This is a genomic window from Serratia sp. 14-2641, assembly GCF_001692375.1.
GTDB classification, from domain to species: Bacteria; Pseudomonadota; Gammaproteobacteria; order Enterobacterales; family Enterobacteriaceae; genus Chania; species Chania fonticola_C.
Map to the genome: position 1 here is coordinate 96075 of NZ_LXKR01000009.1, position 22770 is coordinate 118844.

Annotated in this window: 28 protein-coding genes; 19 read left to right on the forward strand and 9 right to left on the reverse strand. The window is 54.0% G+C overall.

The annotated features are described in order from the left end of the window. Nucleotides 1–12: 12 nt before the first annotated feature. The 3 genes from A6U95_RS06270 to A6U95_RS06275 all read right to left on the reverse strand — a co-directional run bounded on the left by A6U95_RS06270 (nucleotide 13) and on the right by A6U95_RS06275 (nucleotide 2788). Nucleotides 13–1692 (reverse strand): thiamine pyrophosphate-binding protein, encoded by a 1680-nt coding sequence (locus A6U95_RS06270; RefSeq protein WP_065683878.1) that lies wholly within the window; start codon nucleotides 1690–1692, stop codon nucleotides 13–15. A gap of 75 nt (nucleotides 1693–1767) precedes the next feature. Continuing rightward, a complete protein-coding gene (locus tag A6U95_RS30600; RefSeq protein ID WP_139102338.1) occupies nucleotides 1768–2010 on the reverse strand; it encodes a hypothetical protein in 243 nt (80 codons plus the stop codon). A 70-nt stretch (nucleotides 2011–2080) separates the two neighbouring features. After that, entirely contained in the window at nucleotides 2081–2788 is a 708-nt protein-coding gene (locus A6U95_RS06275) for a DUF554 domain-containing protein (RefSeq protein ID WP_024483879.1), read from the reverse strand. A gap of 246 nt (nucleotides 2789–3034) precedes the next feature. Here A6U95_RS06275 and pagP point away from each other — a divergent pair, with 246 nt between their 5' ends. From pagP to A6U95_RS06290, 3 genes are all read left to right on the forward strand, one after another. Beyond that, on the forward strand, nucleotides 3035–3625 hold the full coding sequence (gene pagP, locus A6U95_RS06280; RefSeq protein WP_065683879.1) for a lipid IV(A) palmitoyltransferase PagP: 591 nt from the start codon (nucleotides 3035–3037) through the stop codon (nucleotides 3623–3625). 129 nt (nucleotides 3626–3754) lie between these two features. Further along, on the forward strand, nucleotides 3755–4246 hold the full coding sequence (locus A6U95_RS06285) for a DUF2501 domain-containing protein (protein ID WP_065683880.1): 492 nt from the start codon (nucleotides 3755–3757) through the stop codon (nucleotides 4244–4246). Between the two features lie 51 nt (nucleotides 4247–4297). Beyond that, nucleotides 4298–4558, forward strand: coding sequence for a DUF333 domain-containing protein (locus tag A6U95_RS06290; RefSeq protein WP_065683881.1), 261 nt, complete (start codon nucleotides 4298–4300; stop codon nucleotides 4556–4558). Between the two features lie 15 nt (nucleotides 4559–4573). On the opposite strand, the gene A6U95_RS06295 is transcribed toward A6U95_RS06290, so the two are convergent. After that, entirely contained in the window at nucleotides 4574–5179 is a 606-nt protein-coding gene (locus A6U95_RS06295) for a hypothetical protein (RefSeq protein ID WP_065683882.1), read from the reverse strand. A 215-nt stretch (nucleotides 5180–5394) separates the two neighbouring features. Between A6U95_RS06295 and A6U95_RS06300 the strand changes: the two genes are divergently transcribed. Further along, nucleotides 5395–6177, forward strand: a complete 783-nt coding sequence (locus A6U95_RS06300) for a DeoR/GlpR family DNA-binding transcription regulator (RefSeq protein ID WP_065683883.1) — start codon at nucleotides 5395–5397, stop codon at nucleotides 6175–6177. Nucleotides 6178–6179: 2 nt separating this feature from the next. Then, entirely contained in the window at nucleotides 6180–6563 is a 384-nt protein-coding gene (locus A6U95_RS06305) for a VOC family protein (RefSeq protein ID WP_065683884.1), read from the forward strand. On the opposite strand, the gene A6U95_RS06310 is transcribed toward A6U95_RS06305, so the two are convergent. Beyond that, nucleotides 6564–7472 (reverse strand): LysR family transcriptional regulator, encoded by a 909-nt coding sequence (locus A6U95_RS06310; RefSeq protein WP_065683885.1) that lies wholly within the window; start codon nucleotides 7470–7472, stop codon nucleotides 6564–6566. Between the two features lie 125 nt (nucleotides 7473–7597). Between A6U95_RS06310 and A6U95_RS06315 the strand changes: the two genes are divergently transcribed. The 3 genes from A6U95_RS06315 to A6U95_RS06325 all read left to right on the forward strand — a co-directional run bounded on the left by A6U95_RS06315 (nucleotide 7598) and on the right by A6U95_RS06325 (nucleotide 9622). Then, complete coding sequence (locus tag A6U95_RS06315) at nucleotides 7598–8485, forward strand: pirin family protein (protein WP_024483887.1); 888 nt, start codon at nucleotides 7598–7600, stop codon at nucleotides 8483–8485. Nucleotides 8486–8560: 75 nt separating this feature from the next. Continuing rightward, nucleotides 8561–9187 carry an isochorismate family cysteine hydrolase YcaC gene (gene ycaC / locus A6U95_RS06320; protein WP_065683886.1) on the forward strand — a complete coding sequence of 209 codons (627 nt, stop codon included), beginning with the start codon at nucleotides 8561–8563 and terminating at the stop codon, nucleotides 9185–9187. Between the two features lie 180 nt (nucleotides 9188–9367). Beyond that, complete coding sequence (locus tag A6U95_RS06325) at nucleotides 9368–9622, forward strand: hypothetical protein (RefSeq protein WP_021180237.1); 255 nt, start codon at nucleotides 9368–9370, stop codon at nucleotides 9620–9622. A gap of 34 nt (nucleotides 9623–9656) precedes the next feature. On the opposite strand, the gene A6U95_RS06330 is transcribed toward A6U95_RS06325, so the two are convergent. Beyond that, nucleotides 9657–10442 carry a helix-turn-helix transcriptional regulator gene (locus A6U95_RS06330; protein ID WP_065683887.1) on the reverse strand — a complete coding sequence of 262 codons (786 nt, stop codon included), beginning with the start codon at nucleotides 10440–10442 and terminating at the stop codon, nucleotides 9657–9659. Between the two features lie 119 nt (nucleotides 10443–10561). On the opposite strand from A6U95_RS06330, the gene A6U95_RS06335 reads away from it, so the two are divergent. Further along, nucleotides 10562–11332: a class I SAM-dependent methyltransferase gene (locus tag A6U95_RS06335; protein ID WP_065683888.1), complete on the forward strand. Its 771-nt coding sequence runs from the start codon at nucleotides 10562–10564 to the stop codon at nucleotides 11330–11332. Nucleotides 11333–11374: 42 nt separating this feature from the next. Here the strand turns inward: A6U95_RS06335 and aqpZ are convergent, their stop codons facing one another. Continuing rightward, entirely contained in the window at nucleotides 11375–12070 is a 696-nt protein-coding gene (aqpZ, locus tag A6U95_RS06340; RefSeq protein WP_065683889.1) for an aquaporin Z, read from the reverse strand. Nucleotides 12071–12495: 425 nt separating this feature from the next. On the opposite strand from aqpZ, the gene A6U95_RS06345 reads away from it, so the two are divergent. The 3 genes from A6U95_RS06345 to A6U95_RS06355 all read left to right on the forward strand — a co-directional run bounded on the left by A6U95_RS06345 (nucleotide 12496) and on the right by A6U95_RS06355 (nucleotide 15266). Beyond that, nucleotides 12496–13857 (forward strand): esterase-like activity of phytase family protein, encoded by a 1362-nt coding sequence (locus A6U95_RS06345; protein WP_065683890.1) that lies wholly within the window; start codon nucleotides 12496–12498, stop codon nucleotides 13855–13857. A gap of 335 nt (nucleotides 13858–14192) precedes the next feature. Next, a complete protein-coding gene (locus A6U95_RS06350; protein WP_065683891.1) occupies nucleotides 14193–14474 on the forward strand; it encodes a DUF1471 domain-containing protein in 282 nt (93 codons plus the stop codon). A 234-nt stretch (nucleotides 14475–14708) separates the two neighbouring features. Next, on the forward strand, nucleotides 14709–15266 hold the full coding sequence (locus A6U95_RS06355) for a methyltransferase (protein ID WP_065683892.1): 558 nt from the start codon (nucleotides 14709–14711) through the stop codon (nucleotides 15264–15266). Here A6U95_RS06355 and A6U95_RS06360 read toward each other — a convergent pair whose 3' ends face one another. Next, nucleotides 15267–15728, reverse strand: a complete 462-nt coding sequence (locus A6U95_RS06360; RefSeq protein ID WP_065683893.1) for a GNAT family N-acetyltransferase — start codon at nucleotides 15726–15728, stop codon at nucleotides 15267–15269. It abuts the gene before it with no gap. Between the two features lie 219 nt (nucleotides 15729–15947). Here A6U95_RS06360 and A6U95_RS06365 point away from each other — a divergent pair, with 219 nt between their 5' ends. Further along, nucleotides 15948–16466 carry a GNAT family N-acetyltransferase gene (locus A6U95_RS06365; RefSeq protein ID WP_065683894.1) on the forward strand — a complete coding sequence of 173 codons (519 nt, stop codon included), beginning with the start codon at nucleotides 15948–15950 and terminating at the stop codon, nucleotides 16464–16466. 119 nt (nucleotides 16467–16585) lie between these two features. Then, a complete protein-coding gene (gene aroL / locus A6U95_RS06370; protein ID WP_065683895.1) occupies nucleotides 16586–17110 on the forward strand; it encodes a shikimate kinase AroL in 525 nt (174 codons plus the stop codon). Between the two features lie 108 nt (nucleotides 17111–17218). Here the strand turns inward: aroL and A6U95_RS06375 are convergent, their stop codons facing one another. Beyond that, a complete protein-coding gene (locus A6U95_RS06375) occupies nucleotides 17219–17941 on the reverse strand; it encodes a helix-turn-helix transcriptional regulator (RefSeq protein WP_065683896.1) in 723 nt (240 codons plus the stop codon). A 98-nt stretch (nucleotides 17942–18039) separates the two neighbouring features. Between A6U95_RS06375 and A6U95_RS06380 the strand changes: the two genes are divergently transcribed. The 5 genes from A6U95_RS06380 (at nucleotide 18040) to A6U95_RS06400 (ending at nucleotide 22634) form a co-directional block, all read left to right on the forward strand. Next, nucleotides 18040–18429 carry a nuclear transport factor 2 family protein gene (locus A6U95_RS06380; protein WP_065683935.1) on the forward strand — a complete coding sequence of 130 codons (390 nt, stop codon included), beginning with the start codon at nucleotides 18040–18042 and terminating at the stop codon, nucleotides 18427–18429. A 58-nt stretch (nucleotides 18430–18487) separates the two neighbouring features. Beyond that, on the forward strand, nucleotides 18488–18682 hold the full coding sequence (locus tag A6U95_RS06385; protein WP_021180227.1) for a YaiA family protein: 195 nt from the start codon (nucleotides 18488–18490) through the stop codon (nucleotides 18680–18682). A gap of 406 nt (nucleotides 18683–19088) precedes the next feature. Beyond that, the gene (locus A6U95_RS06390; protein WP_065683897.1) at nucleotides 19089–19862 is read left to right on the forward strand and encodes an IclR family transcriptional regulator; all 774 of its coding nucleotides are present in this window, start codon (nucleotides 19089–19091) and stop codon (nucleotides 19860–19862) included. Between the two features lie 213 nt (nucleotides 19863–20075). Beyond that, nucleotides 20076–21644, forward strand: a complete 1569-nt coding sequence (locus A6U95_RS06395) for an OPT/YSL family transporter (protein WP_021805522.1) — start codon at nucleotides 20076–20078, stop codon at nucleotides 21642–21644. A gap of 60 nt (nucleotides 21645–21704) precedes the next feature. Then, nucleotides 21705–22634 carry a DUF1177 domain-containing protein gene (locus tag A6U95_RS06400; RefSeq protein ID WP_065683898.1) on the forward strand — a complete coding sequence of 310 codons (930 nt, stop codon included), beginning with the start codon at nucleotides 21705–21707 and terminating at the stop codon, nucleotides 22632–22634. Nucleotides 22635–22770: the final 136 nt, after the last annotated feature.

The following is a 22770-nucleotide window of genomic DNA, read 5'->3' on the forward strand; positions in this document are numbered from 1 at the left end:
GCCCTGGTTTTATCAGGCAATGCGCCTTGGGTTGTGTAGCCCAAAGTTAAAGCTGTTGCAGCGGCGGCAGAACTCTTTCATCGCCGGTGGGGAATCCATCATTGGCAACTTCACCTCGATAAACGCCAACTGGTCCTGACGCGAAGCCTGCTCCAGCGCCATCTCCAGCTGTTGGCTGGTTTCTACCGCGACGCAAAACGCCTGGGTCTGCGGGCTTAGCACCGCCGGGAGTTTGGCATAATCCCACGAGCCGATATCGTTATAAGACGACGTTTCGCCAAGGATATAGCGCTCGATGGTGTAACCGTCGTTATTGATCAGAAAGACGATCGGCTTTTGCTCATGGCGTAACAGCGTTGAGAGTTCCTGGGCGGTGAGCTGGAAAGAGCCATCACCAATAAACAGCAACTGCCGGCGTTCGGGCGCGGCCATCATCGTGCCGAGCAATGCCGGTAAGGTATAGCCGATCGATCCCCAAATCGGTTGGTTGACCACGGTAACGCCGTTTGGCATTCGCATGCCGCCGATCGCGGCACCAGAGGTGCCATTTTCAACAACCAGCACGTCATCCGCCTGAATAAAGCGCCGTATCCGCTGCCAGAAATAGTCCTGATCGAGCGGTTCGCTGCTTGGCTGCGCCAGTTTCTGCTGCGGTCCTGATAGTGGCTTCAGCGGCGGCAGGCTGGTGGCAGGAGCTTTCTCCAGTAGAGCTTGCAGCAGCTCGCTTGCCGTTACCGCCGGATAGGAGAGGTTATCCAGCTTCAGCGAAAAAGGCTGAATATCCACCACCGACTGCTCTGGGATCTGCTGGCTAAAATAGCCGGTAGTGGAATCCACCAGGCGTACGCCAAAGCTTAAAATACAATCCGACTGGGCCATCAGCTCGAATAGCTCGGGGCGCGATAGATCGCCGCTGTAGCCACCTTGCCAGCCCGGCGTGTTCTCTGAGATCGCACATTTTGCCGTAGGCATATTGGTTAACGGGATGGCGAATTTATCCGCCAGCGCTAACACCTGCGTTTGAAGTTGATATCGTTCGACCATCTGATCGATCAGGATGATTGGCCGTTTAGCACGGCTAATTCGTTCGAGCAGGGCTGCGCTGGCAAGCTGAAGATGGCTGGCATCGCTGCTTGGCAAGCGATACGGGGCGGGATTATCGGCAACCTCAATTTCCACTTCACAAATGTCTGAAGGGAGCTGCAGGTAAACCGGTTTTTTGCGTTGCCAGGCGCAGGCGATGACTCGCGGGATCTCCGTGGCGGCATTTTCCGGGGTGATGAGCGCCTGCGCCACGGTGAACTGCCGGAAACAGTTCATCACGTTATCAAAATTGCCGTCTGCCAGGGAGTGGTGCAGCAGCGCATTGCCCTGCATGGCGTGCAGCGGTGGCGTACCCGCAATGCAAATCACCGGGGCGGATTCCGCATAGGCTCCGGCAATGCCGGAAAGGGCCGCCAGATCGCCCACGCCATAGGTGGTGATCACCGCCCCGGCGCCTTTGAGGCGGGCATAGCCGTCGGCGGCGTAAGCGGCGTTCAGCTCGTTACAGTTGCCAATGAATTCGCACTCTTGATCATGCTCGATGGTTTCCAGCAGTGCCAGGTTGTAATCGCCGGGCACGCCGTAGATGCGATCCACTTTCAGGGCGCGCAGCTGTTGCAGGATGAATGAACCTATGGTGATCCTCATTGATTGCTCCACATTCACGTCAATTTATTGTTATTTAACCGAGCGCAGCAGGGAACGGCTGGCGATGTCGCGCGGTTAATCGTTGAAAATGCGAGTCGCTTGTAGGGCGTCAGCATTAACAGTTGGTGAAAGTGGCGGCTTGTTCAAGTTGAGCAGGTTTGGGGAAGGATTGCCTATCGTATCAAGGAGTTTACGACCCAAAAGGGGTAGCAACAGCGGTTTTCGCAGGGGGCGGTACTTTTCTTGCATTGATGGCCGCAGGAAATTGCGGCAAGGGCAGAAAGGAAACGCCAGACGGGTACTTTCCGCCATCGTCATTGCTCTCCTGGCTGGGCGTCAATTTTTCGCTACGCCAGGAGGAAGATAATTTAAAGTGGTGGAGTGGCGCTCAGAAGAACATGATCCAGGCCGCCGAAATCGGCATCGCCAACACCAATGCTGGCAGCATATTGGCTACCGGGAACAGCTTGATGCCGCAGATGCGCAAGCCGGTGGCCAACATCATTAACCCGCCAACGGCAGAAAAATCGGCCTGCATCGCCGGTGTAGTCAGCGGCAAAATGAACACGGCGCCAAACGCCAGCGCTAGCTGGATGACCAACTGCGGGACGGCGATCAACGCCACGGCCAGGCCAAGCGTGGAAGCAAAAATCAGCGCGGTGAACAGATCGAGGAACGATTTGGCGATCAGCACGCTGGCATCCCCGGTCATCCCTTCGTGCATTGAGCCAAAGATGCCGGTGCCGCTGGCACAAAACAGCACGATAATGGCGACATATGCCTCCAGAAACTCTTTCTGGTCCTCTCTGACAGCGCCTTTGGGGGCCATCAGATTACGGGCCCAGCCTCCGATGCGGCTGATGCCCCGTTCGATGTAGCAAAGCTCGCCAAGCAGTGCTCCCAGCACCAGTGCCAATACCATCACCGGCATATGTGCGACCTTGCCGATCAGCACTACGCCCATCCCCATCGAGGTAATACCAAAGGTCATTGGCAATGCCAGGCGCACCCGCTCCGGCAGCCTATGACCCAACATTGCCCCTGCAATACCACCGGCCAATATTGCTGCACCATTAATAAATGGACCAATAACCATACCTATCCCTCGGCAAATAAAACCTAAGGTTCCTCCATAAGTCGTTGAGGTGCAAGCAGGATAACCGGAGTTTTCTGACAGACAACGCGTGTACAGGCGCATAACTTGGGCGCGTACGCCAATGGGCACCAAACTTAACCGTCTCTCAACGAGGGGGGATAAAAGCATCGGGCCAGTGAGATACGGCTTGCTCAGGATAGGACGATCGGTAAGAATCCCCGGCTTTATTTTTACAGGAGTTGCGAAATGGTGGTTAAAAGGATCTTGTTAGCCGGGGGGTTGGCGTTGATATTTCCTGCACTGCCTTCCTACGCCGAAGTTAGTGCGGAAAATAGCAATGTCGCGCACGCTGAAGATCCAGGCTGGTGGGGGCGTTTTACCGGCAACGTGGCGGAAACCTGGAACAACTCGCCCAATAAGGAGCTCTATCTCCCGGCGATCACCTGGCACAACCGCTGGACCTACGATAAGGAAAAGACCGACGAGTACAACGAGCGTCCCTGGGGAGCGGGCTATGGCATCTCACGGTTTGATGCCGATGGTGATTGGCACGCGATCTACCTGATGGCGTTCAAGGACTCCTTCAACAAGTGGGAGCCGATCGGCGGTTATGCCTATGAGAAGATCTGGCGGCCGATTGAAGGGGAGGATTTTCGTCTGGGGCTGGGGTTTACCGCCAGCGTGACCGCTCGTGATAACTGGAAATATATCCCGATCCCCGCGCCGCTGCCGTTGGCCTCGATCGGTTATAAGCAACTGACCTTCCAGGCCACCTATATTCCGGGTACCTACAATAACGGTAACGTGTTCTTTGCCTGGTTGCGCTGGCAGTTCTGATGACTTGCCGAAATTCTGAAAAATGCGCGACAGCCCGAATGAACGGAACTTGTCGCTTGGCACGGCGTCCGAGCTAAGCGTGGTGTTAATTGCGCCGTCATTTCGAAGTTACACAGGAGCCTTACCGTTATGAATACCACACATCGCTTATTGTTGGCCCTGAGCTTGACCACGGTAATGGCTACGGGCAGCGCCCAGGCCGCCGGGTTGATGGACTCTCTCAGCAATGCTGCCACAGAACTGAGCAAATCGGGTGGCAGCACCAGCAACGGTGGCATGTCGCTGTCTTCGCTTAGCGGATTACTCAACGGCGGTGATAACGCGTTGAGCTCCTCCAGCATGACCAACGCCGCAGGGATCTTGCAATACTGCGTGCAGAATAACGTTCTGTCGGCGAACGGCACCGAAGCAGTGAAAGACCAACTGCTGAATAAACTGGGCATCACCAGCACGGCCAATGCCAACAGTGAAGATTATCAGCAAGGACTGGGTGGCCTGCTGAATACCGGCAAGGGCAACACGCTGGATCTGAATAGCCTTGGCACCTCGCAAATTACCGAGAAGGTGAAGCAGAAAGCCTGCGATCTGGTGCTGAAGCAGGGCATGTCCTTTATTTCCTGATCCCTTTAGGGGAGCGATGCTCCCGCTCAATTCACGGTGAAGATAATCTCAATGACCAAGATCCTGATGCTTTCTCTTTTCGCTAGTGTGGCTTTGTTACAGGGGTGTACGGCGAAAACCAATGATGATGCGCCTGTGCCGCCGAAGGTAATTGGCATGGCGAATCCGGCAGATGTGTATTGCGGCCAGATTGGCGGCAAGCTTAACCCCAAGCAGAATGTTCAGGGGCAGTATTCCACCTGTACCTTGCCTGATGGGCAAGAGATTGAAAGTTGGGAGCTGTTCCGCCGCGACCATCCGGCGAAAAAATAACCCGGTAGGACGCTGCTAGAACTCTCTATCACTTATCGGATGATATTGGCCTGGCCCCTCCTCTGAAAAGGTCAATGGTAGCCTGCCATCGGGCCGATCTGCCACCGAGAGAGCCGTACGGAAGCTACAACCGCTGTGGATGTTTTTCACCTTCATCACATAGTGGCCGTTGGGCTCCAGCTTGATATTGAAACTGCTGGCGGCGGGGAGGAACACCTCGGCCAGCAGTTGCTTGGTGGCGTTCTCCAGTTTGACCAATACGGCAAACTCATTGTGCTGATTATCCAGCGTTAACGTCTGCAATTTGCTGCCGGTTTGCCAATCTGGCTCATGGAGATAACCTGCCGAAGCGGGCCACGGGCTGCCCTGATTATCTGGCAACGGCCCAACGCAGTGTTGGCGTGCTTCCCGTAACGGGGCTTCCCGTTGGATCACGTAATTCTGTGGCGCGGCAAGGGTAAAACTCTCCTCCTGTACTCCTTCACTGAAGTGATGCTTAGCCAGCAAAACCCCGGCAGCAAGCAGCATAAAGAAGATCAACAGGGTCAGCCGATTGCGGAAGATCGGTGCCAATAGCCTGCCCGGTAGTTGAAACAGCCAGCTTGCAACTCTCAATAGCATTGTTTTTCCTTTATGGCCGCCTGTCTTTCAAGCCGCAACTTGCCTTTCAATAGGTGTTTAATCAGAGCGTTACGTCCGCGTTAACGTAACTTTTTCCAGTATAGCCAACATCCTGACGGCGAAAACCGCCAAAAGCGCTTTTTATAGAAAACCATTGTACGTTTGTGTTCGTTTGTATACATTTATGTTCATTGTTACGTCGCTGGACCTTCAGAATGTCAAAACTGCTGCCCAATGAGCGCCACCAGGCCATCCTTGCCACCTTGCAACAGCAGGGGCGAGTGCTGGCGATCGAAATGGCGGCGCAGCTGCATACCACAGAGGCCACCATCCGCCGCGATCTGCGCCAACTGGCGGCGCAAAACCTGTGCAAACGGATCTATGGTGGGGCGTTGGCGCTCACGCCTGCCGGTGGCTACATGGCCGAGCGGGTTGAGATAAGTGGCGATGAAAAACAGCGGCTGGCTCAAGCAGCCTTGCCCCTGATCCAGACCGGGCAGGTGATCTTTCTTGATGCGGGCAGCACCTACCTTTATCTGGCCGATCTGCTGCCCCGCGATCGGCAACTCACCGTGGTGACCAATGCGCTAAGCGTGGCCAGCCGCCTGCTGGAACGCCCCGGGATCCGTACTATTTTGATAGGCGGTGAGGTAGATGCAGAAATCGGCGGCAGCGTCGATGCCAAGGCATTGGCCGAGATTGCCTCGTTTCGTTTCGATATCGCCTTTACCGGCGTCTGTGCTTACGATCCCGACAGTGGCTTCACCGCGCTGCGCTATCAGGAGGCGCAGTTCAAGAAGCAGATGCTGGCACGCGCTGGCAACGTCGCGGTGCTGTGTACCCGTGACAAGTTCAATACCTACGCGCCTTATACGCTACTGCCCGCCAGCCAGGTCGATTATCTGGTGATTGCCCGTGGCGGCCATGCGCAACTCGAACAGCAGGTCACTCTCAGCGGTGGCAGCGTGCTGTATATTCCCGCAGATGATGGAGAGTGATGATGAAAATCGCCCATGTTGCCCTATGGACACAGGATATTGAGGCTCAGGTCGGCTTCTGGCAGCGCTATTTCAATGGCGTAGCGGGGGAGGAGTATGTAAGCAAGAATCGCCCAGGCTTTATCTCACGCTTTGTTCAATTGGCGGATGGCCCCGCGTTGGAGATCATGTGCGTCCCTGGACTGTTGCCGGGGGGGAAAGGTGAGGAACGCGTGGGTTGGGCCCATATTGCGCTGTCGCTTGGCAGCGAGGCGTTGGTGGACGAACTTGCACAGCGGGCCAAGCAAGAGGGGATTTTGCAGGCGGCACCGCGCTGGACCGGTGATGGCTTTTATGAGGCCATCATTCGCGATCCAGACGGCAACGCGATCGAAATCACCGCCTGATCACGCTTCCTCCAGGGCGGCAAACTGCTGAGCCAGAAAATCGATCAGTAGCCGTACCGCTGGCAGCATGCCACGGCGTGAGGGATAGACAATATGGATCACGCCGCCCTGAGGTTGCCAGCCGGGCAACAGTTGCACCAGATCGCCCCGCAGGATCTCGTCGTGCATCATCATGGTCGGCAGTTGAACGATACCGGCCCCGGCAATCGCCGCGGTACGCAGCATCAGCATGTCGTCGGTGACCAGTCTGGGCTGATGCTCCCACTGGAACGTCTGCCCCTCCGGGCCGCTAAGTTGCCATTGATGCTGTGTTCTGGCCGGGCCGAGATCGAGCGTTGGGTAGTTCTGCAACCCAGCGGGTGAATCGATAGCGCCGATGGTGCGTACCAATGCCGGGCTGGCTGCGATGCACCAGCTGCGCTGAGCCAGGATTTTCAATACCAGGTCGCTGTCTTCTAACGGCGGTGGCCTGACTCGAACCGCCAGATCCAACCCTTCACCCACCACATCGACCCGGCGGTTGGTCGCCTCCAGATGCACCGTCACTCGTGGATAATCCGCCATAAACCTGGCCACCATGCTACCGATACGCGTATGCAACATCGCCACCGGGCAAGACATGCGTACCGTGCCGCAAGGCTCCGCCCGGGTCTGTTCGATTGCCTGCTGTGCCGCTTCGGCCTCAACCAGCATCGCCTTGCAGTGCACATAATAGCTTTGCCCTAAATCGGTCACCGAGAAACGCCGGGTTGAACGCTGGATCAGGCGTACGCCGAGACGTTCTTCCAACTGCGCCACGCGGCGGCTGAGCTTCGATTTGGGAATGCCCAGCGCACGCCCTGCCGGGGCAAATCCTTGATGGTCTACCACGCTGGCGAAGAAATACAGATCGTTCAGGTCTGTCTGCATCGGTTCCCCTATCGTTCTATTTATAGAACACTGAGTGTATATCTTGCCGACTACTGCGGCAAATCGCCCTGGACTAAACTTCTGTCATCAACGTTAGGCCGCGAGGCCTGCAACAGGAGTTTAAGATGAAAAAGATCCTTGGTGTTTATAACAGCCCGGAAGCTCACTGGGTCGGCAACGGTTTCCTGGTGAACTCCCTGTTCTCATATAACGAACTGGGTGCAGAGATGAGCCCGTTCCTGCTGCTGGATCACGCTGCGCCAACCAAATTCCGTTCGCACAGTGGCCGACGTGGCGTGGGGCAGCATCCCCATCGCGGGTTTGAAACGGTCACTATCGTCTATCAGGGCGAAGTAGAGCATCGCGATTCCACCGGCAGCGGAGGGGTGATCGGCCCTGGCGATGTGCAGTGGATGACGGCAGCGTCTGGCATCTTGCACGAAGAGTTTCATTCCAAAGACTTTTCGCAGAAAGGGGGCACCATAGAAATGGTGCAACTTTGGGTCAACCTGCCAGCCAAAGACAAAATGGCGGCACCGGGTTACCAGACTTTGCTGAACCAGGATATTCCTGTCGTGCCTCTGGCAGATAACGCCGGGCAGGTCAGGGTGATTGCTGGGAACTACGGCGGTCATGCTGGCCCAGCGCGTACCTTCAGCCCGATCAACGTGTGGGATATGAAGCTGAACGCCGGGCATACCACCACTTTGCAGGTGGAGGAAGGGCATACGCTGGCCGTGGTAATGCTGCATGGGGCGATTCTGGTCAACGGCGAGCAGATTGTGCGGGAAACGCAAATGGTGCTGCTGGATCGCGCTGGCGACTCAATCACCCTTGAGGCAAATGGCGACGTCAGCTTGCTGGTGCTGAGTGGTGAACCTATCGATGAGCCCATCGTCGGTTACGGCCCCTTCGTGATGAACAGCGAGGCGGAGATCCAACAGGCTTTCCGTGATTTCAACAGCGGTCAGTTTGGCGCGATGCCGCTGACTACCGCAGGCAGCAATCAATAACCTCTGTGTCCCGGTACGGAAAACGTTCTCCGTATCGGGCACCTACTTAACTTACCCATAGGAAGGAGTTGTAACATGACAGCAAATTACAAGCGTCTCGATAAAGACCAGGCCGCCGTGCTGCTGGTGGATCATCAAGCTGGGCTGCTATCACTGGTACGCGATATCGATCCCGATCGTTTCAAGAACAACGTATTGGCTCTGGGCGATCTGGCGAAATACTTCAATCTGCCGACAATCCTGACCACCAGTTTTGAAACTGGCCCCAATGGTCCTTTGGTGCCCGAGTTAAAGGCCCAGTTCCCAGATGCGCCTTATATTGCACGCCCTGGTCAGATTAACGCCTGGGACAATGAAGACTTCGTTAAGGCGGTTAAAGCCACTGGTCGCAAACAGTTGATCATCGCTGGCGTGGTGACGGAGGTCTGCGTGGCGTTCCCGGCATTGTCGGCATTGGCTGAAGGTTTTGAGGTCTTTGTGGTGACTGATGCCTCCGGTACCTTTAACGAGTTGACGCGGCAGTCCGCATGGAGCCGTATGGAAGCCGAAGGCGCGCAGTTAATGACCTGGTTCGGCGTGGCTTGCGAATTGCACCGTGACTGGCGTAATGATATCGAAGGCTTGGGGACGCTGTTTGCCAACCATATTCCAGACTATCGTAACCTGATGACCAGCTACAGTGCGCTGACCTCAGGCAAGTGATCGGTGTGGCGCAGCTGCCAGGCTGCGCCCTGTTCCAATAAAACGTCTCCCCAAATCCCATCCCCCGCTCTTTGCTCAACGGGCAACATATTGAAATTTACGCTTCTTTACTGATAAACCGATTGAAAATTCAGCGGTATTTCCACATATAATGGAGTGTTAATTTCACAAGGAGCGCGTATGGGAATCAGTGAAGAAGAAGCACTCCGTCGGTTGAGTCTAGAAAAAAATGCCGTCGGCAATTCGGCGAAATGGGTGGCAATTGTTTCAGCCGCTTACTTTGCTCTGATGGCGTTTTATGGCCATCCCACCGGCGTATTGGCCATGTCCGGCGCCATTTTTGTCGTTTCAACCACTACCTGGCTGAAAAAACGCCAGAAAGTCAAAGCTTACCGCCAGGTTCTGGCGAAGATTGACAGTGACCAAACCCCCTAACGCCGTTTGCCAGGCGCATTAATTTTTTAGCGGGCTAGCGTAACGGCATTAACATAACCAACTTCAACCCGCTGTGTTCCGCCGGGTAGAACGTTACTTGCTGAAAATGCCGCTCCCCCTGCTGTGGGTGGCTGAAGGTACGTTCGCCGCCTTCACGGGCCATCACGTCCTGCTGTTTCCACCAATGATGAAAAGCGTCGCTGTTGTGGGTCATATTGCGCACAAAGGCACGTATCTCTTCCGTTCCCTGATGATGGCTGGTTTCTGCACGAAACTCGGCCACCACTCGTCGAGCCCGATTTTCCCAGTCACTGACCAGCATCTTCGCCTGAGGGTGAAAAAACATGAAGTGCAGCAGGTTGGGGGTTTTTGCCTGCTTAAGCCAATCGCAGAACAGCTCCTCCGCCTGTGGGTTCCAGGCCACCATATTCCAGGTGAGATCGAGCAGATAACAGGGCACGGTCATTTGATGCACGCTTTGCAGTACGGCGGCATTAATCGTTTCCTGCGGCTGTTCTTTTTCAGGATCGGTGATATGTGCCAGGGTGAACAGATAGTGCCGCTCGGCATGTCCCAGCCGTAACGCGGTGGCGATGCGTGCCAGCGTATAGGGGGAAATCGACACCTCGCGCCCCTGTTCTATCCAGGTATACCAGGTGGCGCTGATGCCACTGATTTGTGCCAACTCTTCACGGCGTAAACCACTGGTGCGGCGACGTGTGGCGGTGGGCAGGCCCAGCATTTCTGGCGTGACCCGCTCGCGGTGCGCACGTAAAAAGGCACCAAGGGCTTTCTGGCTGGAAATTGCGTCTGATTCCATTAGGGTGGTACCTGTTTATACTAGGATAACTGCTCATATTGTACCCGTATAGCTGCTTGATTATAGTCATTACCAGCCATCTCGGCACAGGCGTAAGCCAGATAATAATGGGAGCAGCTATGAGCATCAGCAACAGCCATAAAAATGCGGTCGACCGCCAGTTTGGCGAACAGGCCAATGCCTACCTGACCAGTGCGGTACATGCGCAAGGGAAAGACCTGCAACGCCTGGCCAAGCTGTTGGCAGGGAGTACCGATGCCCGCTTGCTCGATCTGGGGTGTGGGGCAGGGCATGCCAGCTTTACCGCTGCGGCCCATGTTGGGCAGGTGGTGGCGTACGATCTGTCGGCGCAGATGCTGACGGTGGTCGGCAACGCGGCACAGGAAAAGGGATTGGCGAATATTCAGGTGCAGCAGGGCGTGGCGGAGTACTTACCCTTTGATGACGCCAGCTTTGACGTGGTGATCAGCCGCTACTCGGCACACCATTGGCACGATGTGGGTCGGGCATTGCGTGAAGTTAAACGGGTATTGAAATCAGGCGGGCGAGCCATCTTTATGGATGTGGTTTCCCCTGGGCATCCGTTATTGGATATCTATCTGCAAACGGTCGAAGTGCTGCGGGATACTTCGCACGTGCGTAACTATGCACCGGGTGAGTGGTTGAGCATGTTTACTGAGTCTGGGTTGCTGGTGCGGGAAGTCACGGCCGATCGTCTGGATTTGGAGTTCAGCAGTTGGGTGGCCCGGATGCGTACGCCTGAGCATTTTGTCACGGCGATCCGTGCGTTACAGCAGGGGGTGGCAGAAGATGTTCGCCAACACTTTGCCATTCAGACCGATGGCTCATTTACCAGTGACATCATGATGTTCGAAGCGGTAAAAGGTTAAAATTTCAGGGCAGCCGTTGCGGGCTGCCCTGAAAATCCATACTTACTTCTTGTCTTCCAACAGGCAACGGTAGATCAAGCCACCGATAACACCGCCGATCAGCGGTACCAGCCAGAATACCCACAGCTGTTGCAACGCCCAGGTCCCCTGGAAGATTGCCACGGCGGTACTACGTGCCGGGTTAACTGAGGTATTGGTAACAGGAATACTGATCAGGTGGATCAGTGTCAACGCCAGGCCGATGGCCAAAGGCGCAAAGCCTGCCGGTGCGCGTTTATCTGTCGCACCATGGATAACGATCAGGAAGAATGCGGTCAGTACTAATTCAATAACGATGGCGGCCTGCAAAGAATAACCACCCGGTGAATGCTCGCCATAGCCGTTAGAAGCAAAACCGCTGGTAGTTGCATCAAAGCCGGTTTTACCGCTGGCAACTAAATAAAGCACCGCGGCGGCGGCAATACCACCAATCACCTGGGCAACCACATAGGGAATAACATCTTTGGCAGGGAAACGGCCGCCTGCAAATAATCCCATTGTGACCGCTGGGTTAAAGTGCCCACCAGAAATATGGCCAACAGCATAGGCCATGGTGACCACGGTAAGGCCGAACGCTAAAGCAACTCCAGCAAAACCAATACCTAATTGAGGAAAGGCTGCGGCCAGCACTGCGCTACCACAACCACCGAACACCAACCAAAAAGTACCGAAAAATTCGGCAAAAAGTCGCTTTGACATAGATTCCATCCTGCTGGGGGAACAAACTAACGGACGTTAGCATTAAAACTATAGAGCACCTTTTTAATATTGTAGTGGCCTATAGCATAAATTTTCGCGCACACCTTCGATTACGGCCGGTATTAAAGCCCTATCTTTTTATTTTGTCTATGTTAAAGCGAATATTTTAAGAAATTATCTTATTTTTTGCTGTTTTTTTATCTTGCTTATGGGTAATTTTCCTATTTTATATAGGATTAATTCCGTGTTTTATTTTTCGTATGGGTAAATTCTTATTTTTCAATTGGTTTTTATCACTCAATAATGAAGGGCTGATTGTTTATTTCTATTTGTTATCTGCTGAATTAGACTCAGCTGTCATGAAAGTGTCACCGTTGGTGGTTAGGCTTTCAGGCTGTTACTTTCCCTTACAAAGAGTTAATGCTATGAGAATCAAACCGCTTGGCGTGTTGTTGGCCTCTTTATTACCGCTGTTGTCCCATGCTGCCGATATTGGCGTTGCTCGTTACAACGTCAGCTTTCCTGATGGCGATCGAGTGGGCTATTCCGGCGCTTTTGCCAGCCAGTTTCCCAATGGGCTACCGGTAGGGATTGGTTCCGGGCTGGTATTTAATGGCCAGGAAGGGGGGGATCTACTGCTGACCACCGTGACCGATCGTGGCCCGAACGCCGATGCGCCAGCAGTCGGCAAACAGGAGGCCAAGATTTTTGCCAACCCGGCCTTTGTTCCCCTATTGATGGAAATCCGTATTGGTGGCGGTAAGGCCATTGCCACCCAAGCCCGTCCTTTGCACGATGATAACGGCTCTGTTAGCGGCTTGCCGTTGCCTGGCAACCTGATTGGCTCAACGAATGAAGTGGCATTGACGGATACGCTCAAGCCGCTGGCGAGTGACAAACGCGGGTTGGATACCGAGGGGATCACGCCAGACGGCAAAGGGGGCTATTGGCTGTGTGACGAATATGGCCCCTTCCTGATCCATATCGATGGCCAGGGTAAAATTCTGGCGAAATATGGCCCAACGCCGTTAGCGGGGGAGCAAGCGGTTGCTAGCGGTCTGCCAAACATTATTAAATGGCGTCAACCGAACCGGGGTTTTGAAGGCGTAACCCGGTTGCCGGATGGGCGGATCCTGGCCGCGGTGCAGAGCACGCTGGATATCGATGGCAAGAGCAAGAACCAGGCGCAGTTTACCCGTTTAGTCAGCTTTGACCCTGCCAGTGGCAAAACGGCCATGTATGGTTATCCGATCGATATCGCCCGTTACCAGAAAGCCAAAGATGCCAAGATTGGCGATATCGTGGCGGTTGATAATCAACATATCCTGCTGATCGAACAGGGCAGTGACAAAGACAAGCAAATGATGAACAAGATCTATTTGGTTGATCTTAGCCAGGCCAGCGATCTGACGTCGTTCGATGGCCAGGGCAAGGCGTTGGAATTTGCTGATACCAGCGAACTGGCCAAGCGTGGGGTGAAGCTGGCCCAGAAACGTGAAGTGGTCGATCTGCGTAAACTGGGTTGGCAGCAGGAGAAGGTGGAAGGATTGGCGCTGATCGACAATCGCACACTGGCGGTGATTAACGACAACGACTTTGGTTTGCAGGCCAAGCTGGTCAACGCTGAGCCTGAAGGGAAGAAGATTGGCGACTATCAGCTGGATCAGCAAGGAAAGCTGAGTTTGGCAGGTAAACCGGTAAACACGACGATTGAATTGCGGCCATTGGTACAGCCAGAGTCCTTGAGCGAACTGTGGGTGCTGACCCTGCCAGAACCATTGCGCTGAACAGGTGCAGTAAGTTGATAGAAGAATGTCTGCCGGATAATTGGGCCAGGTTTGGCCCAATTATCCGCTGAGCGGGGGCAGGGAGAAAGAAAATTGCTTTAAAATAAACCGGGTTATCTCTGTTGACTAAATATAATTATTAATTTTTTCAAATAGAGCGTAAAATTTGCGCTATAAATAAAGTTATGCGCTATCAGGAAATACCCACTCTCACTTTCTCCTTATTTTGCTCACAATGATTGAGCTTCTTTACATTGGATGACGTCTGTTTTCAATGGTTAACTCATAATTAACCTCACTGAGAACGAGTTCAAATGAAAATAACGGAGTCAATCATGAAACTATTACCATGCATCGCAGCAGCATTGATCGCCACCGCTTCATTCTCCACCATGGCCGCAACCATGGGTGCCAAACAGGTTGATAGCACTCAAGCCAGCAGCATGCAGAGCATCGGCGTGGTGTCGGTTTCCGGTATTAACGGCTCACCGGATGACGCTATCCATGCGTTGAAACAAAAAGCGACTGAAGACGGTGCAACGCACTATCGAATCATTGGCCTGGATAATCCAGGGGATTCCAGCGCTTGGCGTGGTACTGCGGAAGTTTATCGCTAATTAATCAACGATAAATAGCTGAGTGGCCAATGAGGTTGGCCAATATAATAGACGGCTGCGGATAATAATCTGTCCAATACTTTGTTGGTTGATTATTATCGCAGCCTTTTGGATTTTTATTTTATGATGCCTGGTTGCATTTGATTACAACTATCAGGGCAGTTTTCGGAATGGGGTTAATGAAACCTTAAGAAATTCAGTCCACATTGGGGAACTCATACGATGGAGGCCTCAATGTTAAATGCGACACGGCTGCAACTAAAGCATCACTTTTCCTACCTTCAGCAGTTTATGGTCTCCCCCCGAACCGTGGGCACATTGGCACCTTCCTCCCAATGGCTCTGCCAGGCTATGTTGCACCAGATCGAGTGGACGCAAGCCTTGACGGTGGCCGAGCTTGGGGCGGCGGACGGTGTGCTGACCAAACGGATCCTGGGCCGCATGCGGGCCGATGCTCAACTGGATGCCTATGAAATTCAAACCAGCTTCGTCCACAAGCTGCAACAGATTGATGATGGCCGCCTGCGGGTGATGGCCTATTCGGCGGAAAGGCTGGAGCGCGATTACGACGTTATTTTTTCCTGCCTGCCGCTGCTGTCGATCCCGCTCAGGATAAGAGTGCGTATCTTGCAGCAGGCGCAGCAGCGTTTACGGGCCAACAACGGCACGTTGGTGCTGTTCCAATACAGCCATCTCTCGGAAAAGCTGCTCTCGCGCTATTTTCATTGGCAGCGGCGGTTGGAGGTGCGTAACTTCCCCCCTGCGTTGGTGTATGTGTGTACCCCGCGCTGATCACAGCCGCTTTTCCATCACCACCACTTCGTCGCCATATTGCTGGCGGCGTTCGATAGTCTGCCAGCCCCAACCGGCGTACAACCCTTCGCTGTGATCGGTGATCAGATGCAGAACGGGATGGCTGCGTTGTTGTGCCGCGCTGACGATCGCCTGCTCCAGGCGCTGGGCAATACCCTGCCGACGATGATCCGGGTGTACAAAGACACCGGCCAGCCAGGGGGAGAGATCCATGCGATGATGGTCGTCACTTGGCCACAGGCTGGCCATCCCCAGGGGGCGCTCGCCATCAATCAGCAGCAGCGTCAGGAAATCTTCGCTGGGTTTACTGCACAAAGCAAAGCGTTGGCGGGTACGTTCTAGCGTGCCGCCTCGTTGTGAACCCCATTGGCCGAATGCCCAAGCGGCACAGACATCGGCAAAGTGTGGGTAGTCTGTCAGCGTAACGATCTGTTGAGCCATATTTATCCCCCGGTGTTGTGATACCAATTTAGCCTGCAAGGCCGCAGCGTGGCGACTGCTTTTGGTTTTTTATCTGCTGAGATTGTTCAGGGCGTATCTTCGCTGTTGATTGAATATTTAAATGAGAGTAATTATCATATAGCACTTTGTGGCGCTATTGGTGATTTCTGCCTGCGGCAAAATCTGTTTAAATAGCCGGCCGCTAACCAGGAGCCAGACATGAGCCTGAAGCTACGCTTGGCACAACCGCAGGATATCCCGCAGTTGGTCGCGGTTGAACGTTCCGCCGCCCAGCTGTTTCGCCAGCAGCCAGAGTTACAGTTTATTGCCGAAGGTGAGGTGATGAGCCCGCGGCAGCACGTCGATTTTATCGAGCAGCAGCAGGAGTGGGTGATGGCTAGCCCAACTGAGCAGATCGCCGGTTTTATCGCGGTGCAGCCATTTCCGCACAGCTGGCATATCGCCGAGCTTTCGGTTGCGGCCAATTGGCAGCGGCAAGGCGTGGGCAAGCGCCTGATCGAAGAGATTGCCCGGCTGGCCTTGCGCCAAGGCATCCAACGGTTAACGCTAACGACGTTCGTGCAAGTGGCATGGAATGCACCTTATTACCAGCGCCTTGGCTTTCGCACCATTCCTGTTGCACGGTTGGATGCGTATCTACAGCATCTTCTGGCGCAGGAGGTAGAGCATGGGTTTACTGCCAATAGCCGCTGTGCTATGGAATTTACACTATCGTAAAGATTGAAATACAGATTCAGGGCGGTATGATGCAGTTACAACGCCAACGCTCGATCGACCTGCGGACAGGTTCGCAGGCAATCTAATGCATTCAGTCACCGCAAAAGGGACAACCCGTAATGACACAAGCCATTTTTATGGTAGGAGCTCGTGGAGCAGGTAAAACCACGGTCGGCAGTGCATTGGCGCAGGCGCTGGGCTATCGGTTTATCGACACCGATCTGTTTATGCAGCAAACCACGCAAATGAGCGTAGCGGAAATGGTCGCACAGGTGGGTTGGCAGGGATTTCGTCAGCGCGAAACCCAGACCCTGCAAGCGGTAACTCAACCGTCAACCATAGTTGCCACTGGCGGTGGGGCGATCCTGGCCGAAGAGAACCGGCGTTTTATGCGTCAGCATGGCACAGTGATATACCTACGTGCCCCAGCCAGCGTATTGGCGCAACGGCTGGCAGAGTTTCCGGAGGAGGGGCAGCGCCCAACGCTCACTGGCCGTCCCATTGCCGAAGAAATGCTGGAAGTATTGGCGGTACGTGAGGCTCTCTATCAGGAGGCTGCGCACCATGTTATGGATGGCACCGCTAATCCCCAGCAGGTAGTCGAGCAAATCTTGGCGGTCTTGCAAGGCGAGGCGGTAAAGTAATTTTCCCAGGCCACATCTTGTGCCACGATATCACTGACCAATCCCAACCAACTCGCTATGTGCTGTAGGGGCGCCGCATGCTGCGCCCGCTTAGCTGCAGCCGATTAACTAAGTAAAATAAAGCCCTGGCGTTATGCCAAATCGCTGACGGAAGGCGGCAATATAGGCGCTGACGTTCTCATAGCCACATTCGTTGGCTACGTTAGCAACGGGCATACCGGCCGATAGCGCCTCTAACGAACGGATCACCCTGGCTTGTTGACGCCAGCGGGAAAAACTCATGCCGGTTTCCTGCATAAAGCGTCGGCTAAGGGTGCGGGGGCTTAAGCCCGCCCATGCAGCCCATTCACCTTGTTGGCGATCATTGGCGGGATCGTTCAATAAGCCATAGGCAATTCTCAGCAACCGGGCATCTTGTGGCAGCGGTAGTTGCAGCGGTTCGGCCTCCTCGCTTCGCATCTCATCGAGCAGAACCTCCACCAAACGTTGTTGCGCCATGTCGAGCGGCGCAGAAAACTGTGCAATGCGTTCAACCAGCGCCGAGCTTAAGGCGTTGGCGGCGGTCAGGCGTGGCGTTGCCGCCAATGTGTTGCAGCAGGTCTCGGGTAAATAAATGATCCAGCCGATCACCTTGCCGCAGGCCAGTGCCTGATGAGGGCAGTGGGGCGGAAGCCAGCCAAGGTTACCGGCAGTCATTGCCCACTGCTGCCCCGCGGTTTCTAACATCATCATGCCGTGGGTCAACAGATAGACCTGCCCCTGTTGATGCTGATGCCAAGGCGTCAGGTGTTTTTTAGCGTGCAACAAACGTTCGCTGTGCAGTTTCATCAGGTTGGCCGATTAGCGTTATTGAATATCTTGATACGGTTATTATGCCATTGCTGATTGCCTTTATGCTCTTTGGACGCTATCACACCGGAGAGAACAGCATGATTCACCAAACTCTTGTCCTTACGGCTTTACAGCAAATTGTAGCTAATCCTGAACACCAGCCCGAGCTGATTGCCAATCTGTTCAGCCGCCACTATCACCAGACGGTGGATGGTCATACGCTAGATTACCCGCAGTTTATCCAGCATATGGCCTTGCTTAAACAGATCACCTGCAGCATGCAGCTTCAGATCCTCGCCATCGCCGCCGCCGGGGAAAATGTCTTCACCCATCATTGGGTGAATATTGAAAAACGTGATGGCAGCCAGAGCCAGATTAGGGTGTTAGCCCATTTCACCGTGCGTGATGGCCAGATCCAATCCTGTGTTGAACTGACACAGTTGCTGGCCGGTGAACACCAGGACCGGGATTTGGGGTCGCGCCGATAACTGGCATTTCAGTGTGGTTGTCTATACTTAACAACAGGTCATCACATTGGAGAGCACTATGCCGAGTAAACCTCCCTACCCGAGAACGGCGCGTATCAAGGCCGTAGACAAGGGCGAAGTGGGCAAGCAGGTTCGTTGGTATGAGCTACGGGCCGATCACCCCAAACCCGATACGCTGATCAGCGAGCATGAAACCGAACGGGAAGCGTTAGACGCCAAGCGGCGTTACGAGGATGAAAGCCTGGGTGAATAGCCTGTGGAGTAACAACAAGTGGCCGGTATAAACCGGCTTCATTTTTTCAACTGCGTTGTGCTATCCCCGATCGGTTTTTCCCCGCATTTGGTTCCATCTCCATCATTCTGTCCGAGACTTCTCTCGCCATTTATATCTTACGCCATCTTTTAATAGCGGTATCAACCGCGCTGACGACTTAGCGAATATTGGTAGCTTATGCTGATATTGACGCTGAAAGACGGACATATGCCAATTATCTCGGAAAATGACTTTGCTATCTGTGCAGTATTCTCAATGTTAAAGCATCATTCGCTGTAATTTCGCTGTGTGATAAAAATAAACTGCTTGACGATAAGTGGAATGGGTTTTAGGTTTCTAAATATTGATTGGGAACTGGGTTCCATATAGTGGAACAAGGCGAGCCATGACTACCTTGGAAAATGCGGCTGCGGTATTAAAACTATTTTCTCAACGGCAGATAACGCATGGCCAAGGGGGGATTTCTTTTACTGATGTCGTCGAAAGGTTGAGGCTGCCAAAAAGTACCGTATCGCGCCTGCTACAAACGATGGAAAGCCAGGGGCTGTTAGAGCGGGATCCGCAAAGCCGTCAGTACCATATTGGCTATCTGCTGCTTGGGGTGGCTAGCCATTATCTTTCCACTCCGTTGGTGGAAAGTGCTACGGCGGCGATGATGCAGCTTAATCAGTTAACCTTCTGTACCGGCTATATATCGGTGTTGGAGGGGCGGGAGAATTGGGTGATGCGTACGCTGCCTGGCCGCCATTTTTTGCAGGTGGTGACACCGGTGGGGGCCAGTTCGCCAGCGGCAGAAACTTCTGTGGGGCGCGCGATACTTGCGCGCGAGAGTGATGAGCAGGTGCGTGAGCGTTTTGCTGCTGGCTACCAGGTCGCTTCGGCAAACTCTCCAAAAACGCTGGAGGCATTGCTGCAAAAGTTGGCAACCATCAGGCAACAGGGCTGGTCATTGGCCCGTAACGAAACGCTGCCGGGGATCAGTTCATTGGCAACCTCGGTGATGAATAAGCACCGCAGCGAGACGGTGGGGTTATGCCTCTCTTTCCCCTCGCAGACCGAGGACCAGCCTTATTCTCCCCAAGTGCTTGAGGCATTAATGACGGTTTCCCGGCAACTGGCAGAAAAACTCGGTGATGACTATTGGCAACAGATCAAATAGCTCACCGTAAACCGGCTTGATTAGCGCGCCAACACCAGGGCATATCGCTGATGAGTTAATGGTAGAGAGCGTCGTTCTACCATTAACGTGGCCAAGGCAGGCACTAAATAATTTATTTCACTGCATAGGGTTTCGAATAATGGAACTCTATCGGCAATCTGTGTCCGAAATATTATTTTTGCCATTTAGCAGGGATATTCACAGGGTGGATTTATGAAACCAGATATAACGAGTAATCCATTGAAAGATATCGGTACGTTACTGGTGATGGTGCTGTTATCCGTCGTCGGGGCGATAATTGGCGTACAGTTGATCACCACATTGGGCGTGACGCCTAATACTTCGATTATCGGTGCGCTGATCGCCATGCTGCTGGCCCGGATCCCGCTGCGCATGTTCCAACGCTATCGTTCGATACACACTCAGAATCTGGCCCAAACGGTAATTTCCTCAGCCACCTTCGGGGCGGCCAATAGCCTGCTGATGCCGATTGCCGTGCCTTATGTCATGGGACAACCGCAATTGATCCTGCCGATGTTTTGCGGCGTAGCGGCGGCGATGCTGCTGGATGCTTACCTGCTGTACCGGATGTTTGACACTAAAGTGTTCCCGGCGGCGAATGCCTGGCCCCCGGGAGTCGCGGCGGCGGAGGCTATCAAGGCTGGTGACCGTGGTGGTAAACAGGCCTGGTTGCTGGTTGTCGGCGTTGTTGTGGGGATTGCAGGCTCGATGTTGAAGATCCCCATGGCGGCCTTCGGTACTGCATTTATTGGCAATATCTGGGCGCTGAGCATGTTCGGTGTTGGCCTGCTGCTGCGTGCTTACGGCCAGCCGCTGACCGGTGTCGACATCAATGCGCACTATATTCCGCATGGCGTGATGGTCGGTGCCGGGCTGGTGGCATTGATCCAGGTGGTGCAGGTGATCCGCAACAAAAATCAAAGTTCGACATCTACCTATACCCAACCTGACAGCGAAGTACGCAAAGCCTTGGGTCTGGGGGCTGTCGGATATGTCGTGATTGCCGGGATGCTGGCTTTGGGGGGCGGGCTATACAGCGAAATGTCGCTGACCATGCTGGTGCTGTTTGTCATCTATGCCGCGTTTGCTGCCTTTGTACATGAATTGATCGTCGGCATTGCGGCGATGCATTCCGGCTGGTTTCCAGCATTTGCGGTGGCGCTGATCACGCTGATCGTTGGGATCATGCTTGGTTTCCCTCCTCTGGCGCTGTGCATTCTCACCGGATTTACCGCAGCGACCGGGCCGGCGTTTGCCGATATGGGCTTTGATCTTAAAGCCGGTTTTATCCTGCGGGGTTACGGTAAAGATTTACAGCAGGAACTGCTGGGGCGGCGTATTCAGCTGATTGCCGCCATGATTGCTTTTGTGATCGCCATTCCCGTGGTTTATCTCTCTTACACCAGCTATTTCCTGCAGGAGTTGATCCCACCGGTGGCCCGGGTATACGCCAAAACCATTGAGGCAGGAGCCCAGCCCGGTATTGCGTCCAGCCTGCTGATTTGGGCTATACCAGGCGCGATAGTGCAGTTTATTGGGGGGCCTAAACGCCAGCTCGGCGTGCTACTTGCGACAGGTTTGCTGATTAATAACGCCTTGGCAGGATGGGCGGTGCTTGCCGGTATCGCGCTGCGCATTCTGATCATCAAACGCTGGGGGGATAAAGGCCGCGCGCCGATGGAGATCATGGCTGCCGGGTTTATTGCCGGTGATGCGCTATACAACTTCTTCAACTCGATCTTTTCCAGCAAGGGAAAATAACGCCGTGCCTGCAATTGCGGGAGGCATAAACCTATCAGGCAACATTTGCGAGGGATTAACATGAGTTTGCAACAAACGCTGCAGGTCTTTGAGCTGATTGATAATGCCTATGTCAAAGGGCAGGACGTGGTCGATCTGTTTGCCCACTACCCGTCGGTCAAGGCCAGCACTCATCGTGTCAACGGTGAGAAGGGCACCACGGATTTTGTCCGCATCGAGATCCCTGGCAGTGCAGGCAAGCAATCCGGTGGTGATGCGCCAACGTTGGGAATTATTGGCCGGTTGGGCGGTATTGGAGCTCGCCCCACGCGCATAGGATTGGTGTCAGACGGTGACGGGGCGATTGCGGCGATCGCCAGTGCACTAAAGCTGGCAGAAATGCAGCGCAAAGGTGACGTTCTGCCTGGTGACGTGGTGATCACTACGCATATTTGCCCGAACGCACCCACTCGCCCACACGATCCGGTCGATTTTATGGATTCACCCATCGATGACGTCACGATGAATGATAACGAAGTGGTGCCGCAAGCCGATGCCATTTTGTCGATCGATACCACCAAGGGCAATCGCATTATCAACCACAAGGGCTATGCGCTGTCACCGACGGTGAAACAGGGCTACATCCTGCGGGTGTCGGAAGACCTTTTGCGTATCATGGAAATGACCAGTGGCCGCCCGGCAGTGACCTTCCCGATCACCATGCAGGACATTACGCCCTATGGTAATGGTGTTCATCATCTCAACAGTATCCTGCAACCTTCAACGGCTACGGCAGCGCCAGTGGTCGGTGTGGCAATTTGTACTGAGTCGGTAGTGCCGGGCTGTGGCACCGGTGCCAGCCATGAAGTGGATATCGCGCTGGCGGTGAAATTTGCCGTGGAAGTGGCCAAAGAGTTTGGGCGTGGTACCTGCAGCTTCTACGATCCTGCTGAATATGACCGTCTGCTGGCGCTTTATGGCAGCCTGAGCCATTTTCAACAGCGGAAATAACCGTGACGCCTGCCAGATTGAATGAGCAATAGAACACCGAACGTTGGTTACCGAACTCATTGTTTGATCCCGCTCATGTTTTGCCGTGCGTAACGATCGCATTTCGCATCAAAAACCAGTGACAGACCCGGATTCA

What these genes read in the sequence shown, in the direction of transcription:
- A6U95_RS06380 (WP_065683935.1), top strand. Translation starts at nt 18,040, where the DNA reads ATGATTCACCAAACTCTTGTCCTTACGGCTTTACAGCAAATTGTAGCT.
- pagP (WP_065683879.1), top strand. Translation starts at nt 3,035, where the DNA reads ATGGTGGTTAAAAGGATCTTGTTAGCCGGGGGGTTGGCGTTGATATTT.
- A6U95_RS06395 (WP_021805522.1), top strand. Translation starts at nt 20,076, where the DNA reads ATGAAACCAGATATAACGAGTAATCCATTGAAAGATATCGGTACGTTA.
- A6U95_RS06285 (WP_065683880.1), top strand. Translation starts at nt 3,755, where the DNA reads ATGAATACCACACATCGCTTATTGTTGGCCCTGAGCTTGACCACGGTA.
- A6U95_RS30600 (WP_139102338.1), bottom strand. Translation starts at nt 2,010, where the DNA reads ATGACGATGGCGGAAAGTACCCGTCTGGCGTTTCCTTTCTGCCCTTGC.
- A6U95_RS06350 (WP_065683891.1), top strand. Translation starts at nt 14,193, where the DNA reads ATGAAACTATTACCATGCATCGCAGCAGCATTGATCGCCACCGCTTCA.
- A6U95_RS06355 (WP_065683892.1), top strand. Translation starts at nt 14,709, where the DNA reads ATGTTAAATGCGACACGGCTGCAACTAAAGCATCACTTTTCCTACCTT.
- ycaC (WP_065683886.1), top strand. Translation starts at nt 8,561, where the DNA reads ATGACAGCAAATTACAAGCGTCTCGATAAAGACCAGGCCGCCGTGCTG.
- A6U95_RS06300 (WP_065683883.1), top strand. Translation starts at nt 5,395, where the DNA reads ATGTCAAAACTGCTGCCCAATGAGCGCCACCAGGCCATCCTTGCCACC.
- A6U95_RS06390 (WP_065683897.1), top strand. Translation starts at nt 19,089, where the DNA reads ATGACTACCTTGGAAAATGCGGCTGCGGTATTAAAACTATTTTCTCAA.
- A6U95_RS06360 (WP_065683893.1), bottom strand. Translation starts at nt 15,728, where the DNA reads ATGGCTCAACAGATCGTTACGCTGACAGACTACCCACACTTTGCCGAT.
- A6U95_RS06315 (WP_024483887.1), top strand. Translation starts at nt 7,598, where the DNA reads ATGAAAAAGATCCTTGGTGTTTATAACAGCCCGGAAGCTCACTGGGTC.
- A6U95_RS06325 (WP_021180237.1), top strand. Translation starts at nt 9,368, where the DNA reads ATGGGAATCAGTGAAGAAGAAGCACTCCGTCGGTTGAGTCTAGAAAAA.
- A6U95_RS06400 (WP_065683898.1), top strand. Translation starts at nt 21,705, where the DNA reads ATGAGTTTGCAACAAACGCTGCAGGTCTTTGAGCTGATTGATAATGCC.
- A6U95_RS06275 (WP_024483879.1), bottom strand. Translation starts at nt 2,788, where the DNA reads ATGGTTATTGGTCCATTTATTAATGGTGCAGCAATATTGGCCGGTGGT.
- A6U95_RS06345 (WP_065683890.1), top strand. Translation starts at nt 12,496, where the DNA reads ATGAGAATCAAACCGCTTGGCGTGTTGTTGGCCTCTTTATTACCGCTG.
- A6U95_RS06310 (WP_065683885.1), bottom strand. Translation starts at nt 7,472, where the DNA reads ATGCAGACAGACCTGAACGATCTGTATTTCTTCGCCAGCGTGGTAGAC.
- A6U95_RS06305 (WP_065683884.1), top strand. Translation starts at nt 6,180, where the DNA reads ATGAAAATCGCCCATGTTGCCCTATGGACACAGGATATTGAGGCTCAG.
- A6U95_RS06290 (WP_065683881.1), top strand. Translation starts at nt 4,298, where the DNA reads ATGACCAAGATCCTGATGCTTTCTCTTTTCGCTAGTGTGGCTTTGTTA.
- A6U95_RS06385 (WP_021180227.1), top strand. Translation starts at nt 18,488, where the DNA reads ATGCCGAGTAAACCTCCCTACCCGAGAACGGCGCGTATCAAGGCCGTA.
- aqpZ (WP_065683889.1), bottom strand. Translation starts at nt 12,070, where the DNA reads ATGTCAAAGCGACTTTTTGCCGAATTTTTCGGTACTTTTTGGTTGGTG.
- A6U95_RS06270 (WP_065683878.1), bottom strand. Translation starts at nt 1,692, where the DNA reads ATGAGGATCACCATAGGTTCATTCATCCTGCAACAGCTGCGCGCCCTG.
- A6U95_RS06335 (WP_065683888.1), top strand. Translation starts at nt 10,562, where the DNA reads ATGAGCATCAGCAACAGCCATAAAAATGCGGTCGACCGCCAGTTTGGC.
- A6U95_RS06365 (WP_065683894.1), top strand. Translation starts at nt 15,948, where the DNA reads ATGAGCCTGAAGCTACGCTTGGCACAACCGCAGGATATCCCGCAGTTG.
- A6U95_RS06330 (WP_065683887.1), bottom strand. Translation starts at nt 10,442, where the DNA reads ATGGAATCAGACGCAATTTCCAGCCAGAAAGCCCTTGGTGCCTTTTTA.
- A6U95_RS06295 (WP_065683882.1), bottom strand. Translation starts at nt 5,179, where the DNA reads ATGCTATTGAGAGTTGCAAGCTGGCTGTTTCAACTACCGGGCAGGCTA.
- aroL (WP_065683895.1), top strand. Translation starts at nt 16,586, where the DNA reads ATGACACAAGCCATTTTTATGGTAGGAGCTCGTGGAGCAGGTAAAACC.